Source organism: Micromonospora sp. CNZ299, assembly GCF_002754415.1.
In genome coordinates this window covers 3966023-3982998 of sequence record NZ_PEFG01000001.1, presented here as the reverse complement: position 1 = coordinate 3982998, position 16976 = coordinate 3966023, and the positions used below count along the sequence as shown (strand labels likewise).

General features: G+C 70.3%; 11 protein-coding genes and 1 pseudogene. 7 read left to right on the top strand and 5 right to left on the bottom strand.

What is annotated here, in order from left to right:
- Positions 1-33: 33 nt before the first annotated feature.
- From CLT68_RS33200 to CLT68_RS32855, 3 genes and pseudogenes are all read right to left on the bottom strand, one after another.
- A pseudogene (locus CLT68_RS33200) lies at positions 34-273 on the bottom strand (alpha/beta fold hydrolase); the annotation flags it as partial.
- A 339-nt stretch (positions 274-612) separates the two neighbouring features.
- Positions 613-1677: an N-acetylmuramoyl-L-alanine amidase gene (locus CLT68_RS18590; RefSeq protein ID WP_088947661.1), complete on the bottom strand. Its 1065-nt coding sequence runs from the start codon at positions 1675-1677 to the stop codon at positions 613-615.
- Between the two features lie 9 nt (positions 1678-1686).
- A complete protein-coding gene (locus CLT68_RS32855; protein ID WP_158240896.1) occupies positions 1687-1854 on the bottom strand; it encodes a hypothetical protein in 168 nt (55 codons plus the stop codon).
- A 230-nt stretch (positions 1855-2084) separates the two neighbouring features.
- On the opposite strand from CLT68_RS32855, the gene CLT68_RS18585 reads away from it, so the two are divergent.
- Positions 2085-2408 (top strand): hypothetical protein, encoded by a 324-nt coding sequence (locus tag CLT68_RS18585; RefSeq protein WP_143743204.1) that lies wholly within the window; start codon positions 2085-2087, stop codon positions 2406-2408.
- On the opposite strand, the gene CLT68_RS18580 is transcribed toward CLT68_RS18585, so the two are convergent.
- Entirely contained in the window at positions 2396-5578 is a 3183-nt protein-coding gene (locus CLT68_RS18580; RefSeq protein ID WP_099852408.1) for a penicillin acylase family protein, read from the bottom strand. The genes CLT68_RS18585 and CLT68_RS18580 overlap by 13 nt on opposite strands.
- Positions 5579-5962: 384 nt before the next feature.
- On the opposite strand from CLT68_RS18580, the gene CLT68_RS18575 reads away from it, so the two are divergent.
- Positions 5963-9622, top strand: coding sequence for a family 78 glycoside hydrolase catalytic domain (locus CLT68_RS18575; RefSeq protein ID WP_199177077.1), 3660 nt, complete (start codon positions 5963-5965; stop codon positions 9620-9622).
- A 69-nt stretch (positions 9623-9691) separates the two neighbouring features.
- On the opposite strand, the gene CLT68_RS18570 is transcribed toward CLT68_RS18575, so the two are convergent.
- Positions 9692-10723, bottom strand: a complete 1032-nt coding sequence (locus tag CLT68_RS18570; protein ID WP_099852406.1) for a LacI family DNA-binding transcriptional regulator — start codon at positions 10721-10723, stop codon at positions 9692-9694.
- Positions 10724-10948: 225 nt separating this feature from the next.
- Between CLT68_RS18570 and CLT68_RS18565 the strand changes: the two genes are divergently transcribed.
- The 5 genes from CLT68_RS18565 (at position 10949) to rhaI (ending at position 16944) form a co-directional block, all read left to right on the top strand.
- Positions 10949-12469 (top strand): sugar ABC transporter ATP-binding protein, encoded by a 1521-nt coding sequence (locus tag CLT68_RS18565; RefSeq protein ID WP_099852405.1) that lies wholly within the window; start codon positions 10949-10951, stop codon positions 12467-12469.
- Positions 12466-13527, top strand: coding sequence for an ABC transporter permease (locus tag CLT68_RS18560; RefSeq protein ID WP_099852403.1), 1062 nt, complete (start codon positions 12466-12468; stop codon positions 13525-13527). Before CLT68_RS18565 ends, CLT68_RS18560 begins: the two co-directional genes overlap by 4 nt.
- Complete coding sequence (locus CLT68_RS18555) at positions 13517-14572, top strand: ABC transporter permease (RefSeq protein WP_099852402.1); 1056 nt, start codon at positions 13517-13519, stop codon at positions 14570-14572. The genes CLT68_RS18560 and CLT68_RS18555 overlap by 11 nt, the downstream gene beginning before the upstream one ends.
- A 44-nt stretch (positions 14573-14616) precedes the next feature.
- Complete coding sequence (rhaS, locus tag CLT68_RS18550) at positions 14617-15699, top strand: rhamnose ABC transporter substrate-binding protein (RefSeq protein WP_099852400.1); 1083 nt, start codon at positions 14617-14619, stop codon at positions 15697-15699.
- A gap of 63 nt (positions 15700-15762) precedes the next feature.
- Entirely contained in the window at positions 15763-16944 is a 1182-nt protein-coding gene (rhaI, locus tag CLT68_RS18545; RefSeq protein ID WP_099852399.1) for an L-rhamnose isomerase, read from the top strand.
- Positions 16945-16976: the final 32 nt, after the last annotated feature.

The following is a 16976-nucleotide window of genomic DNA, read 5'->3' as shown; positions in this document are numbered from 1 at the left end:
GTCGTGGTGCGCGCCCCGACCCCCTATCGTCAATCATCGATCTGGGTCGACGGTGTCCGGCTCGTCGTCGGGATCGTGGGCGGGCGGGGCACCGGAAATGCCGGGGCACGCCAGCACCATCCCGCGAACTCGATCCGGCTCGGCGAGGGCGAGGTCGAGCGCGGTGCCGCCGCCCATGCTGCAACCGACGAACAATGCCGGCCCGACGCCGAGCCGGTCAAGCACCCGACGCAGATCGTCCAACCGGGAGAATGGCCCGGACGGCGGCGCGGAGCGGCCGAAGCCGCACCTCGTACCGGATCAGCCGGTGCTGCCCGGCGAGTCGCTCCCAGACGGGGTCCCAGATGCGAGAATCGCCCTCGCCCTGGGTGCAGGAGCACGACCGGCGGCAGGCCGCCCCCGGTGTCTTCGGCCCAGACGGACCCGTCCCGCACATTGATCAACTGCCCCACGGCGACGAGCCTCCCACACGGGCGGCGCTCAGACGCGGGGATATCGACTCGAGTGCGAAGTTCCTGCTTGGTCGCAGAACAAATACCGGAGACATCTTCTGTTATCGATCACTGCCACGCCGTGACCTCGACGCTGCCGGCCTGACTTACGAAACACGCCTCAGACTCGGGCAACCCGGACGGCGTCGGCCACGACGTAGCCGGCTGCGCTGGTCCACCGACTCACCGCAACCAGGTTGCGGTCACCGGCAGCGAGCGCAAAGGTGCCGAGCGAACGCCAGACGCCACCGTTGGAGCGCTGGTCCACGTTGAGTGTCTGGTTGCCGGAGGCGGTGACGATGACGTGCGGGGTGGTGCTGTTGTAACCCGGGTCGGCCGGGTGCCGTACCTCGATCCGATAGTTCCCGGCCGCCGGGATGTCGACCTTGAACCAGGCGGCGTCGCTGGCGGGGGTGGGGCTGGCGAAGCGGTAGTCAGCGCCGTAGCGCTGGCTGGAGTAGGCCGAGCTCCCCCAGTTGGCGCTCGCCGTGAACCGTCCTGCGGTGGCGTTGTCCACGATGACGCTGAAGGTGGGCGGGGTGGTACTGCCCAGTCCCAGATAGCTGGCGATGCCCTGGGCGTGCGCGCGGGCGGTGGCAGTGATGAAGTCGGCCCGTTTGAGCAGGTTCGCGTCCGCCACGGTGTCGATGAAGAGGTTCTCGGTGAGCACCGCGGGCATGGTCGTCTCGCGCAGCACATGGAAGTTGGCGCTCTTCAGCCCTCGGTCGGTGACTGCACCGACCGACCGCATACCGGCGATCACTCTCGGATGCAACGCGTTGTGCAGGTTGGTGGTGGCGGCGTCTGCCGTCAGGTACCGGTAGCTCTCGAAGCCGGTGCCGCCCCCGGAGTTGATGTGCACACTGACGAAGAGGTCAGCGCCCCAGGCATTGGCGTCATCGGTGCGGTAGGCCAGGCTGCGAGTGATGTCGGTCGTTCGGGACATGCGAACGTCGACGTTCCAGTTGGCCAGCAGAATACTGCGCAGTTGCAGGGAGATGTCGAGCGTCAGGGCCTTCTCCTGCAACCCGTTGCCGACCGCCCCAGAGTCGGTGCCGCCGTGGCCGGGGTCGATGTAGACCTTGGGCGACGCGGCCCGCGCGGGGCTTCCGAGAATGGGGACGGCCGCAGCACCAGCGAGGGCCGCCAGGAGGGTACGCCGCCGCAGCGCCAAGTCGTCGAACATGTGCACCTCTCAAGGGAAACCGAAGAGATCAACGATGCGCAAAATATAGCCGATCATCGATGGTTTTGAAAGATGTCTACGTGTCGCGATCTGATCGCCGGAGGTTTCCGCCAGCGCGCCGCCCGGTGCACCAATCATCAGGTGACGCACTGTGTTGGCGAGCCGCGCGTCCCACACGTTCGGTCCCATGTGTGGCGCGACTGGGCGTTGATCGCAGTCATCGCGCCGGCGATCATGTTGGAAGGAATACTCCGGCCCGATCTGCCGTGGCGGGTGGGCTGCGTCGTCGTCGCGCTCGCGCTGCTGCCGACGCTCCTTCGCGGCGTACGAAGCCGCTCGCGATGGTGGCGATAGCGTTCGGCCTCACGACGGTCGGCCCATTCGTGCGGCCCGGCGATGCCTGTCAGATGTTCACGGCGAGCTTCCTGGTCCTCCTGGTCTCCGCGCTGTTCCGCTGGGGCTCCGGCCGGGATGCCGTGATCGGTTCGTTCTTCGTGGTGGCCAAGGTGGCCGCCGCCAGCCTGGCCGGCTCGATCAACGGCGGCGAGTTGGCCACCGGCTTCGCGGTGATGTTCGCCGCCGCCACGCTGGGCATCGCGATCCGTTTTCGCGCCGCCGCCCGGCTGCGCGAGCTCGATCAGGCGAAGTCGCACTCCATGGCGCTGCGCACGCCCCGAAAGGGCCGGCGGGTGGTTTCCGCCGGCCCCTCCGGCTGTGGTCACCGTCCGTAGAGCTCGAATTCGTAGAGCGAGAACCCGTACGAGGTGGCCCGCTTGACTCCGTACACCCGCACGTAACGGGCATTGACCGGGGCGAAGGTGGCGTTGTCGACGCCGCCGTTGCCGGAAGTGGTGCTGAACACCGGCTGCCAGGAGGTGCCGTCGCTGGAGACCTCGATCCGGTACTCGCTGCCGTACGCGGCCTCCCAGCGCAGCACCGCCCGACTGACGGTCCGCGTCGAGCCGAGGTCCACCCGGAGCCACTGGTTGTCGTTGTAGCTGCTGGACCACCGGCTGCCGAGGCTGCCGTCGACCGCCTTGTTGGGGGTGTTGCCGGTCAGGAACTGGGTGCTCGACGCGGTGGCCGGACGGCCCTGCGCCAGGTTCGTGAGGTTGTCGCCACGTCGCGCCGGGAACGAGACGACCTGCTGGTAGGTGGGGCGGTTCTGCCAGGCGATCAGCGGCTGGGTGATGCCGCCCAGCCCGGACTGGGCGATGGAGTCGGCGCACCACTGGTCGCCGGCTCCGCAGGACGCGTCACCCGGGTAGACCGTGGCGGCCGGCACCGCGGCGGCCTGGCCGAGCGCGTCGAGCAGGGCCTGCCGGCACGCGCCGAGGTTGCCGTTGCCGCAGTACGCACGCCCCGGCCCGCCGGCGACGGGGTCGCCGAGCACGGTGCGCAGGTCCTTGTCGACGTAGCCCCACCAGCCGTACTGGAACGACGAGCCCTTGTGCGCCTGCCCCTGCGGCGCCCAGCTCACGGCGCCGTCACGCCCGCCGTTCTGGCCACCGGACGGCGCCTCGTTCACGTCGATCGCGTCGACCAGGGCGGCGTACAGGTCGGGCCCGAGGCCGGGGCGGAACTGGGCTGCGGCCAGGAGCGGCCACCACGCGTCGAAGATCCGGATGGCCTCGGCGTGCTGGTAGACCTTGGAGCCGGGTGCCGTCTCCACCCGGCGGGTGCCGGCCTGCTGCCAGGCCCGCAGTTTGCTCACGGCGGCGGTCAGCGCCGGATCGGTGACCGGCGTGCTGTCGAGCACCCGCAGCAGCTCGCCGAGGACCTGCTGGCCGCGCAGATCGGTCACCGCCGCGTCTGCGGTGATCTTCGCGACGTCGGCGCGGCCGAGCTTGCGCTGGGCGATGGCGGCGCGCACCGGACCGTCCAGCAGTTGAGCCCTGTGCACCGCGCCGTAGCTGAAGTTGCCGTCGGCCGCACCGAAGTCCCGCGCCTGCTTGTTGTTCCAGCTCACGTAGTAGTCCTGGTCGACCGACTGGGGGTGGGCCGATGCCGGGTTGTAGGTCGCGTCGTTGGTGTCCGGGTTCCAGCCCACCCACTCGTAGGCCGGTTCGGCCTTCGTGGGCAGGTTCGGGTCGGCGGTGGAGGGCCGCACGGGGTTCGAGCCGGAGTTGAAGTACGCCGCCTCGGTCGAGTTGACGTAGAACCAGTTGAACGCGTACCCGACGTTCGCCGCGGATGCCTGGAACGCCGCCGCGCTGCCCATCGCCGACGGGTCGTTGAAGGCCTGGAAGCCGATCGCCGAGTCGGCCTCGTGCCGGTAGGTGGAGCGCAGCTTGGTGAACGCGGTCGGCTGCCCGTTGACCAGGCCCCGGTAGGCCACCAGCCCGTACTTCGTGCGCAGCGCGCGCAGTGTGTAGGAGCCGGCCGGGGTGGAGTCGGCGAGCGTCGGTTTCCAGGAGTTCCGCTGCTCCAGCGTCTCCATGGCGAGGCACTGCCCGTGGTAGAGGTAGCGGTTGCTGCGCAGCGTCGGGGCGCTGCCGTCGGTGGTGCACAACGGCACCGCGTACGTGTCGGTCAGATCCTGGGAGGCGGAGGTGGCGCTCCAGGCGTAGTCCTGGCCACGACCGAGCAGCACGTAGAGGTTGAGCCCGGCGAACGCGGCACCGCGCGCGCTGATCCCCGGCCCCTGGAGTTCCTGGAGCATCAGCAGTTGCGGGGCGAAGTAGCCGGTCTGCGGGCCGAACACGGCCACCGGGTTACCGGTGGTGCTGTGCCGGCCGGAGACCACCACCGCGTTGGACATGCCGTGCGCGCGCAGGTTGGACAGCCCGCCGAGCAGGTCCTTGGTGGCGGTACTGGCGCCGGTGCGGGCGGCGGCGCCGCCGCTGGCGTCGTAGGCGAGCGGTTCGGGCGTCACCGTGCCGGCGTCGGGCAGCACCGCGCTGGTCGCGCCGCTCGGCGTGGCGCCGTACGGGAAGCTCTGCCCGTCGTGCAGCGTCAGCACGGTCTCCGGGTCGTTCTGCGAGCGGAATCCCTGCCAGATCCGGTCGCCCTCGGTGGCACCGTACTTGGCCCGGGCCGCGACCCGGACCAGCGCGGACTGGATCTCGCTGCCGCCGCCTCCGCCGAAGAGCCCGCCGACCACGCCGGCGGTGGCGATCAGGTCGGTCATGGTGAAGTGCGTCGGCTTGCCGGCACCGGTCAGCACGTACTCGCCGGGGTAGTTGTCGTCGGCGATCGACTTGTCGATGTAGGCGTTGATGCCGGCGATGTAGTCGACGACGTCGGTGTAGAGCTGCTGGCCCCGGGCGCCCTTGGTGCGCAGCGCGTCCACCTGGGCCTGGAGGTCCGCCTCCGTGTAGGGCGAGTTGGCCCAGACGCTCTGCTCCAGCTCCCGGTTGCCAGGCGCGCCGCCAGCGAACGAGGTGACGTTGCCGCGGCCGACGTGCCGCAGCAGGTCCATCACCCAGAGCCGGTCCTGAGCCCCGGCGTAGCCGGCGCCGAACATGGTGCCGCCGCGGGTGGTGCCGGTGACGTGCGGGACGCTGGTGGCCTTGTCCCGCACGATGGTGACGTCCGAGCGCGGCGACACGGTGCTCTCGACCTGCGCTGCGGGGACGCCGAACGAGGCGTCGTTGTAGAAGTGGGCGATCTGCTCGTCGGTCAGCCCGGCGTAGTTGTAGACCAGGTTGGCGTACTCGTCGAGTTGGTCGCTGGAATGCGCCGGGCGGGTGCCGAGCGCCTGGTGGGCCAGGATGTCGACCAGCGTGGCGTTGCCGTTCTGCCCGGGGGGCAGGATGTCGGCGCACTGCCCGAGGCAGTAGTCGTCGGGGGTGAAGGTGGCGGCGAGCGCCGGTGACGGCGGGATGACCGTCAGGACGCTCGCAGTCAGGACGGCGGTGGTGAGCGCCGCGAGGCGGGCGCGCAGGGCGGGTCTGGGCATGACGGTCCTCCGGGGACGCGGAGTCGGGCCGTTCGGGTACGCCCGGCTGCCGCTGCCGACCTGTCGCCATCCGTGCCCGGGCGTCCTACCCGGAGGCGAGAAAGACTCACGTCGATCTCGACAATGATCGGCACAGGACGACCCTTCGGGATAGTTCTCGTGCACCAGCTGCCAATGCCGACGTTTCGCCGCCCGTCGACGTCGGTTCGAGCCAGCTCATATTGATTGCTGTGAACGTCTTCACTTGACCAACGCGAGCGCGTAATCTTCGTGAAACACATACTGAAACGATTCATCCCAGCCACCGCCCCTCCCCCGTTCCGGGCCAACCACCCGCCTGCGCCCGTGCCGGGAGACCGCCGCCCAGAAGGATGAGGCCCTGGAATGATGCGCAGAACGCGCCGTCGCGCCGCAACCTCCGCGCTTCTCGTGCTGCTGCTCGGCCTGACGCCGTTGGTGGCTCCCGGCCCGGCCACCGCAGCGCCGGCAGCCGCGACGCTGACCGCGACCGACCTGACCACCGAACGCGCCACCGAACCGATCGGCCTGGACGTGGCGCAGCCCCGACTCGGCTGGCGCATCGACGCCACCGCCCGGGGCGTGCTCCAGGAGTCGTACCAGGTGCGCGTCGCCACCAGCGCGGAGCGCCTCAACGCCCCCGATGTCTGGGACAGCGGCCGGGTCCGGTCGCGGCAGAGCGTCCTCGTCCCGTACGCCGGCCCGCAACTGCGACCCCGCACCCGGTACGCCTGGCAGGTCCAGGTCTGGGACACCGCCGGCAACGCCTCCGGCTGGAGCACACCAGCGTCCTGGGAGACCGGCGTACGCGGTGGCGCGGGCTGGCAGGCCGACTGGATCGGCATGCCGTCGGTGACCGAGGCCTGGACCGACTACACGGTGCAGACGACGGTACGGCTGGAACGCGACGCGGCCGGGATCTACCTCCGTGCCCGGGGCGCGGCGAACGCGTACATGTGGCAGTTCTCCATCACCAACGGCAGTGCCAAACTGCGCCCGCACGTCCGGGTCAACGGCGCCTGGACCGTGCTCAAGGAGGTGCCGCTCGGTGGAGTCGTCCCGGCCGACCGGCTGACCACGCCGCACACCCTTCGCATCACCGCAGCCGGGAACACCATCACCACCTGGGTTGACGGCACCCAGGTCGACGTCACCACCAGCACCGCGCACCAGGCCGGCTCGGTCGGCCTGCGTACGAACGGGCAGGAGTCCGGGGTCTTTTCCAACTTCTCGGTGACCAGCGGCGGCCAGACGCTCTTCGCGGCCCCGCTCACCGACGGGGTGAACCCGTTCGGGGCTGGCACTCCCACCTCGGCCGGCCTGCGGGTCGGCGGGGACACCGAGGCCATGCTCACCGCGCTGGACGCGAACCCTCTGCTGCGCCGGGGCTTCCGTGTCGACGGCACTGTCGCGCGGGCCCGGGTCTACGCCACCGCGCTCGGGGTCTACCAGCTCTCCCTCAACGGTCAGCGCGTCGGCGACCACGAGTTGGCGCCCGGCTGGACCGACTACCACAAGCGGGTGCAGTACCAGACGTACGACGTGACCCGCCAGCTCCAACCGGGCGACAACGCCCTCGGCGCCCTGCTCGGCGACGGGTGGTACGCCGGCAGCATCGCCTGGTTCGGCACCGACAACTACGGCTCCCGGCCGCACCTGAGCGCCCAACTGGTCATCGACTACACCGACGGACGCAGCGCGACGGTCGGCACCGACGGCTCGTGGCGCGTCACGGGCGGGCCGTTCCTGCAGAGCGACCTCATTCAGGGCGAGACCTACGACGCCCGGCGGCTGCCGGCCGGCTGGGACCGGCCCGGGTTCAACGACGCCGGCTGGAAGCCCGCCACCGTCGACGACGTCGACGCCACCGACAAGATCGTCGCTCAGGTCGACCCGCCGGTGCGGGTCACGCAGGAGCTGCCGGCCCGGACGCTGAACCAGCCCACCCCCGGCACCTGGATCTTCGACCTCGGCCAGAACATGGTGGGCAAGGTACGGCTGAAGCTCAACGGCCCGGCCGGCACGACGGTGCGCATCCGGCACGCCGAGGTGCTCAACCCGAACGGCACCGCCTACACCGCCAACCTGCGCTCGGCACGCGCCACCGACCAGTACACACTGCGAGGTGGCGGGGCCGAGGTCTACCAGCCGACGTTCACCTTCCACGGCTTCCGTTACGTCGAGCTGACCGGCTATCCGGGCACCCCCGACCTGTCCTCGGTCACCGGGCTGGTGATGCACACCGACGGGGACCTCACCAGCGAGTTCCAGACCTCCAACGCCATGGTGAACCAACTGCAGAGCAACATCACCTGGGGGCAGCGCGGCAACTTCCTCTCCATCCCGACCGACACGCCGGCGCGCGACGAGCGGCTCGGCTGGACCGGTGACATCAACGTCTTCGCCAACACCGCGACGTTCAACATGGACAGCCTGACGTTCCTCAGCAAGTGGTTGCAGGACCTGCGCGACGCGCAGTCGGCCAACGGCGCGTACCCCGACGTCGCGCCGCGCGCCTGCTGCGGGGACGGCGCGACCGGCTGGGCCGACGCCGGGATCACCGTTCCGTACGCGCTGTGGCAGCGCTACGGCGACACCCGGGTCGTCGAGGAGCACTACGCGTCGATGGTGCGGTACGCGTCCTGGTTGGAGAGCACCAGTTCGGGCAACCTGCGGACCAACGCCGGCCCGTACCTCGACTGGCTCAACCTTGAGGACCCGACGCCGGCCGGCGTGGTCGGCACCGCCTACTACGCGTACAGCATCCGGCTGCTGGGAGAGTTGGCCGCCGCCATCGGGCGCGACGCCGACGCGACCCGCTACGCGACGCTCTCCAGGACCATCACCCAGGCGTTCGTCAACGCCTACGTCTCGGCCGACGGCACGGTGCAGGGCGACAGCCAGACCGGGTACGTGCTGGCCATCGGCATGGGCCTGTTGACCGATCCGCTGCGGGCCAGGGCCGCCGACCGGCTGGTCGCCAACGTGCAACGGCACGACTGGCACCTCTCCACCGGCTTCCTCGGCACCCCGGATCTGCTGCCGGCGCTGACCGCCACCGGGCACCTGGATGTCGCCTACCGGCTGTTGCTCAACGACACCTACCCGTCGTGGGGCTACGAGATCGGCAAGGGCGCGACCACGATCTGGGAGCGCTGGGACTCGATCAAACCCGACGGTAGCTTCGGTGACGTGGGGATGAACTCCTTCAACCACTACGCGTACGGCGCGGTGGGCGACTGGATGTACCGGACGGTCGCCGGCATCCAGCCCGACGCCGCCAACCCCGGGTACGAGCACGTCACGTTCGCCCCTCAGCCGGGAGGTGGGCTCACCTCGGCCAAGGCGTCGTACCGCTCGGCGTACGGAACGATCGGCAGTGACTGGGACCTCGACGCACGCGGCGACATGCGGCTGCGTCTCACAGTGCCGCCCAACACCACGGCGACGGTGCGTTTCCCGACGCCCGGGCGTGAGGCGGTCACCGAGGGCGGCCGGCCGGCGGAGCAGGCTGCCGGGGTGCGGTTCGTCCGGATGGACGGCGCGGTCGCCGTGTACGAGATCGGGTCCGGTTCCTACTCCTTCGGGGTCGTCCCGCCGACGGGCGCGTACGACCACGTCGACCTCGGCGTCGCGGCGTCCGAGCAGGCGCACCGACTCGCCGCCTCCGCCTACTCGGCCACCAGCACCGAGGCCGGGTTGACCCGCCGGTACACCGACGTGACCCGCCCCGGCGGTTGGTTCGAGTTCGACCTCGCGGTCAAACCGGGTGAGCCGTTCGCGCTGCGCTCGGTGGAGACGTACGACGGGCCGCAGCTCAAGGACTACCAGGTGGTCGTGGACGGGGTGGTGGCGCACACCCGCTCGTGGCAGCGCACCGCTGGTGGGCCGGGCACCGTCAGCTACCAGTTCGTCGTCAATCTGCCGGATGCGACCCGCGACGGAGCGGTGCGGGTGCGGTATCAGGACACGGGCACCGGGTACGACCCGTCGATCGCCGATGTCTGGGCGATGCCCGCGGCCTGACCGGGCTGGGTGTTGCGGAGAGGAGCCGGGCGGGCATCCGCCCGGCTCCTCTGTCGTCGGTGAGGCCGGTCAGCGCCGGGTGCGTCGGGGTTGGTCGCTGGATCGGCGTACGACCAGCTCGGGCTGGAACACCACGTGTCGGTGCCGGTGGGTGTCGCCGGACTCGGCCTCTTCGAGCAACAGCTCGGCTGCGGCGCGGCCGAGCTGGTCGCGGGGCTGGCGCACCGACGACAGTGGCACCGCCGCGGCGCCGGCGAACTCGATGTCGTCGTAGCCGACGATGGCCACGTCGATCGGCACCCGCACGCCGCGCGCGGTCAGCTCCTGAAGCACACCGAGCGCGATCAGGTCGTTGGCGCAGAACACGGCGGTCGGGCGCTTGCGGACCGGCAACGCGAGCAGCTCCTCGGCGGCGCGCCGACCAGCGGCGACGGTCAGGCTGGTGGTCATCGCCACCCGGAGGTCAGCGGTGCTGCCGCGGTCCCGCAGAGCTGCGGCGGCCCCGGCGTGCCGGTCGGCAACCTGGGCGATGGTGAGCGGGCCACCGAGGTAGGCGATGCGTTGGTGGCCCTGGTCCAGCAGGTGGTCCATGGCGAGTCGGCCGCCGAGCACGTCGTCGACCGCCACCGAGCATCGGTTTGCCCGGCCCGCTCCCCGGTCCACCAGCACCACCGGGATGCCCCGCTCGATGAGCCTGTCCAGGATGGGCTGCGGGCCATGGCCGACCGGGGTGATGAGCACACCACGGACCCGCTGCTCCTCCAGCAGCTCCAGGTGGCGGCGCTCCCGGGCGCTGTCCTCGCCGCTGTTGCAGACGACGAGCATGGCGCCAGCCCTCTCGATCGCCTGTTCGGCACCCCGGACCACGTCGGTGAAGAAGGGGTTGGCCACGTCCAGGACGACGATGGCGACGGTGCGACTGCGCCCGGCGCGCAGTTGACGAGCCGAGTCGTTGCGGACGTAGCCGAGCGTGGAAATGGCGTCCAGCACCCGTTGACGGGTGGCGGGGGCGACCGTGTCGGGTCGGTTGAGCACGTTGCTCACGGTGCCGAGGGAAACCCCGGCGTGCCGGGCGACCTCCTTGATGTTCGCCGTTGCCATGACTCCCCAGATGCTCCCTACGGTGGTCGCGGCCCGTGCCGACCGGGTCGCTCGGCAGTGTATAGCGCCTAAAACGTTTCATCGAGCGCATCAGCAGCGCTGCGAGCTGGCCCGGAGCCCGCGTCAGCAACGGCGAAGAAATAGCATCGAAACTCTTGACGCTCTCGGAGACCTACCCCTACCGTCCATGCAAACGACGCATGAAACGATTCAGGAGGGGTACGGATGACCGCCGACGCACCGGCCACCCCGGCTCCGCTGCTGGTCCTCGACGGCGTGACGAAGTCCTTCGGGGCCGTCGCCGCGCTGCGTGGGGTGCACCTGGCGCTGCACCCCGGTGAGGCACACGCCCTGGTCGGCGAGAACGGGGCGGGCAAGTCCACTCTGGTGAAGGTGCTGGCCGGCGCACACGCGCCGGACTCCGGCTCGATGACTCTGGACGGGAAGCCGCTGCGGCTGCGCGGTCCCGCCGACGCCCGGGCCGCCGGCATCGCGGTCATCTACCAGGAACCGACGCTCTTCCCGGACCTCTCGGTGGCGGAGAACATCTTCATGGGTCGGCAACCGCTGCGCGGTCTGCGTCGCATCGACACCGCCGCGATGAACCGCGACGCCGAGCGGCTGTTCCAGCGGCTGGGTGTGCGCATCGACCCGACCCGGCCCGCGCGTGGCCTCTCCATCGCCGACCAGCAGCTCGTCGAGATCGCCAAGGCGATCTCGTTCGATGCCCGCGTCCTGGTCATGGACGAGCCCACCGCCGCGCTCTCCGGTGTGGAGGTCGAACGGCTCTTCGCGGTCGCCCGGTCGCTCTGCGAGGGTGGGGCGGCAGTGCTGTTCATCTCGCACCGTTTCAACGAGGTGTTCGACCTGTGCCACCGCGTCACAGTGCTGCGCGACGGCGCCTGGGTCTCCAGCGACGACGCCGCCGACCTGACCGTCGACGAGGTGGTGCGGCGCATGGTCGGCCGGGACGTCTCCGCGCTCTACCCGAAGCAGGCCGCCGAGCTGCGCGACACTTTGCTCGAGGTCCGTGGGTTGACCCGGGCCGGCGTCTTCACCGATGTGTCGTTCTCCGTCCGGGGTGGGGAGATCGTCGCGCTCGCCGGGCTGGTCGGCGCCGGGCGCAGCGAGGTCGCCCGCGCCGTCTTCGGTGTCGACCGCTACGACACGGGCGAGGTGCTGGTGGCCGGTCGCGCCGTCCCGGCGGGGAACCCGGGCCGGGCGATCGCGGCCGGCATGGCGTTGGTCCCCGAGGACCGACGGCAGCAGGGCCTGGTCATGGAGCTGTCGGTGGAGCGCAACGCCACGCTTGCCCGCCGCCGGGCGCTGAGCCGGCTGGGCCTCCTGCTCGGCGGCGCGGAACGCGCCGAGGCCCGCCGCTGGACGCGGCGGTTACAGGTGAAGGCCTCCCGGCTCGGCGCGCCCGTGGCGACCCTCTCCGGGGGCAACCAGCAGAAGGTCGTCCTCGCCAAGTGGCTGGCCACCAAACCACGTGTCCTGATCATCGACGAGCCGACCCGCGGCATCGACGTCGGCACCAAGTCCGAGGTGCACCGACTGCTCTCCGAGCTGGCCGGCGAGGGCCTGGCCATCCTCATGATCAGCAGCGAGCTGCCCGAGGTGCTCGGCATGGCCGACCGGGTTCTCGTCATGCACGAGGGACGACTGGTCCGCGAGCTGCCCCGGGCCGAGGCGGACGAGGCCTCCATCATGTTCGCCGCGACCGGGCAAGGAGCGACCGCATGAGCCTCACCGACGCCGGTGCGCCCGAACGGGCCGCCGGGAACGCCCCGACCCACCCCGGTCGGCAGCGCCGCAGCCTCACCGAACGGCTGTTCGCCGTACGCGAGCTGAGCCTGTTGATCGCGCTCGGCCTGCTGGTCCTGGTGACCACAGTTCGCAACGACAGGTTCCTGAGCGGCCAGAGCATCAAGGACCTGCTGCTGGGCTGCGCGATCCTGGTGATCCTGGCGGTCGGCCAGACCCTGGTCATCGTCACCCGCAACGTCGACCTCTCCGTCGGCTCGATCCTGGGTCTGGTCGCCTTCGCCACCGGCTCGCTGTTCCTCTCCGCACCCGGCACCCCGTGGCCCGTGGCGCTCGTCGTGGGTGTCGCACTGGGCGCGCTGTGCGGCGCGGTCAACGGCGGCCTGATCGCGGTGGCCCGGGTGCCCGCCCTGGTCATCACACTCGGCACCCTCTACGCCTTCCGCGGCGTCGACTACTACTGGGCGTCCGGCCGCCAGATCAACGCCGCCGACATGCCCCAGTCGTTCCTGCGGCTGGGCAACCAGACGGTGCTCGGCGTACCCGTGCTGTTCCTCGTCGCGTTGGTCGTCGTCGCCGCCGTCGGCTTCTACCTGCGTTCCTACCGCAGCGGCCGGGAGCTGTACGCGATCGGCTCCGAACCGGCCGCCGCCCGGCTCTCCGGCATCCCGGTGGGGCGGCGGGTGTTCACCGTCTTCGTGGCCAGCGGAGCCCTCGCCGGGCTCGCCGGCGTGCTGTACGCGGCCCGGTTCGGCACCCTCGACGCGGCCGCCGGCAGCGGCCTGGAACTCCAGGTCGTGGCCGCCGCCGTGGTCGGCGGGGTGGCGATCTTCGGAGGCAGCGGCAGCGCCTACGGCGCGGCACTCGGTGCCGTGCTGCTGACCACGATCGGCAGCTCGCTCGCCGTCCTGCGCATCGACCCGTTCTGGCAGCAGGCCGTGGTCGGCGCACTCATCCTCGCCGCCATCGGGCTGGACCGGCTACTGGCCCTGCGGGTGGCGGCCCGGCTCCGAGGGAGAAGCGCGCATGGCGCATGACAGCCTGTACGCCGCACCGACCACCGCCGAGGCCGAGCCCGGAGCGGACCGCCTCGCCGGCCTGCGCGGGCTGTTCGGCTCCTGGGACGCGGTGATCGTCGCCGCTCTCGTGGCGGCCGTGCTGGTCGCCAGCCTGACCGTGGAGAACTTCGCCACCGGCCGCAACGCCCAGTTCCTGCTGCTGGACCTGATGCCGCTGGCGCTCATCGCGCTGCCGATGACCCTGATCGTGATCACCGGTGAGATCGACCTCTCGGTGGCCAGCATGGTCGGGCTGTGCAGCACGCTGATGGGGCAGCTCTGGCTCTCCAGTGGGCTGTCCCTGGAGTTGATCTGTGTTCTCGTGGTGCTGCTGGGCGCCGTGCTCGGCGCGGTGAACGGTCTCTTCGTCACCGGCTTCGGTCTGCCGTCGCTGGCGGTGACCATCGGCACGCTCGCCCTCTACCGGGGGTTGTCCTTCGTGGTGCTCGGCGACCAGGCGGTCGCGGACTTCCCGGCCGACTGGACGGCCGCCGCGGTGCGCGCCATCCCCGGCACGTCGATCCCGGTCGTGGTGGTCCCGCTGCTGCTGCTCGCCGTGGTCTTCGGCATCGTGCTGCACGCCACCGCCGCCGGTCGCGCGCTCTACGCCATGGGGAACAACGACCAGGCCGCCACGTTCACCGGCGTCTCGGTGGCCCGAACGAAGTTCTGGCTCTTCGTGGTCTCCGGTGCGGTGTGCGGGCTGGTCGGCATCTTCTGGACGCTGCGGTACGCCAGCGCCCGCGGTGACAACGCCACCGGCCTGGAGCTGACAGTCGTGACCGCAGTGCTGCTCGGCGGTGTCTCGATCTTCGGCGGCCGGGGTGCTCTGCTCGGTGTGGTGGCCGGTGTGCTGCTCCTCGGCGTCCTGCGCAACGCGCTGCAACTCGCCGACGTCGACGCCAACGCGCTGACGATCGTCACCGGCAGCCTGCTCATCGCATCCGTCGTGCTGCCCAACGCCGTCGCGGACATCCGCGCCCGGCTGCACCGCCGACGACAGCGGCACCCCGTCGCTTCGTGACGCTCCCCCGCACACCCACCACCCACCCCCCGGAAAGGTCGACGATGTCCGCATACCGCAGAGGCCTCCGGGTCGGGGCCACCAGCCTCGCCCTCGCCGCACTGCTGCTCAGCACCGCCTGTGGCGGCACCACCCGGGACAACTCCAACGACGACGCCGGCGCCGGCAACCAGGCGAGCGGCGCCGCCAACCCGGACGCCGCCATCAAGGCAGGGCTGAAGATCGCCTTCCTGCCGAAGGCCCTGAACAACCCCTACTTCACCGTCTCGGACAACGGTGGCAAGGACGCCGTCACCGAGTTCAAGGGCGAGTTCAAGGAGGTCGGCCCCTCCGAGGCCAGCGCCTCCTCCCAGGTCAGCTACATCAACACCCTGTCCCAGCAGGGCATGGACGTGATCGTCACCTCCGCCAACGACCCGAACGCGATCTGCGGGGCGCTCAACCAGGCGAAGGCGGCCGGCGCGAAGATCGTCACCTTCGACTCCGACACCAAGCCGGAATGCCGCCAGATCTTCGTCAACCAGGTGACCGCCGAGGGCATCGCCGAGAACCAGGTCAAGCTCATCTCGCAGCAGATCGGCGGCGAGGGTGAGATCGCCATCCTCTCCGCCACCGCCAACGCGACCAACCAGAACGCCTGGATCGCGCTGATGAAGACCGAGCTGGCGAAGCCCGAGTACAGCAAGATCAAGCTGGTCACCGTGGCGTACGGCAACGACGACGACCAGAAGTCCTTCCAGGAGACCCAGGGTCTGCTCCAGTCGTACCCCAACCTCAAGGGGATCATCTCGCCAACCACTGTCGGTGTCGCGGCGGCCGGCCGTTACCTCAGCGGGTCGCAGTACAAGGGCAAGGTCAAGCTGACCGGTCTGGGCACCCCGAACCAGATGCGCCAGTACGTCAAGGACGGCACCGTCGACGCGTTCGCCCTGTGGAGCCCGGCCGACCTCGGCTACCTCGCCGCGTACGCCGGCGCGGCACTGGCCTCCGGTCAGATCACCGGCGCCGAGGGCGACAAGTTCAAGGCCGGCAAGCTCGGCGAGTTCACCGTCGGCAAGGAGGGTGTGGTCATCCTCGGCCCGCCCACGGTCTTCGACAAGAACAACATCGACCAGTTCCAGTTCTGATCGCCCTCCCGGTCGGTGCAGGCACGTCGTGCACCGACCGGGGGAGCCGACGGGAGAGACATCATGACGCAGCCCGACGCGCGGACCCTCGAACGGGTCAAGCTGGCTCTGCGCTCGCAGCTCATCGAGACGCCATCCTGGGCGTACGCCAACTCCGGGACCCGCTTCAAGGTCTTTCCGCAGGAGGGGGTGCCGCGCAACCCGTACGAGAAGGTCGCCGACGCGGCTGTCGTCCACCAGCTCACCGGCGTCGCACCCACTGTGGCGTTGCACATCCCGTGGGACCGTGTCGACGACTACGCCGACCTGGCCGCGTTCGCCGGGGATCACGGCGTCGGTCTGGGCGCGATCAACGCCAACGTCTTCCAGGACAACGACTACAAGCTGGGCAGCGTCACCAACCCGGATCCGGGGGTGCGCCGCAAGGCCATCGACCACCTGCTCGAGTGTGTCGACATCATGGACCGCACCGGTTCCCGCGACCTGAAGCTCTGGTTCTCCGACGGCACCAACTACCCCGGGCAGGACGACATCCGCGCCCGGCAGGACCGGCTCGCGACGGCGCTACGCGAAACCTACGACCGGCTCGGCGACGACCAACGGCTGCTGCTGGAGTACAAGCTGTTCGAGCCGGCCTTCTACGCCACCGACGTGCCGGACTGGGGCACCGCGTACGCGCACTGCCTGGAGCTCGGCCCGAAGGCCCAGGTGGTCATCGACACCGGGCACCACGCACCGGGCACGAACATCGAGTTCATCGTGGCGTTCCTGCTGCGCGCCGGGAAGCTCGGCGCGTTCGACTTCAACTCGCGCTTCTACGCCGACGACGACCTGATGGTCGGCTCCGCGGACCCGTTCCAGCTGTTCCGGATCATGTACGAGATCGTCCGGGGCGACGCGTTGGCGCCGGAGGCCGGCATCGCGTTCATGCTCGACCAGTGCCACAACATCGAGGCGAAGATCCCGGCCATCATCCGCTCGGTGCTCAACGTGCAGGAGGCGACGGCGAAGGCGTTGCTCGTCGACGCGGACGCGCTGGCCGCCGCGCAGCGCAGCGGTGACGTGCTCGCCGCCAACGCCGTGCTGATGGACGCGTACAACACCGACGTCCGACCGCTGCTCGCCGAACTCCGTACGGATCTGGGGCTCGATCCGGACCCGATGGCCGCGTACGCCCGCTCCGGCTACTTCGACAGGATCCGCGCCGAACGCGCCGGCGGGCAGCAGGCCGGCTGGGGCGCCTGACCACGCTTGAGAAACGCAGACTGGGGACGTGA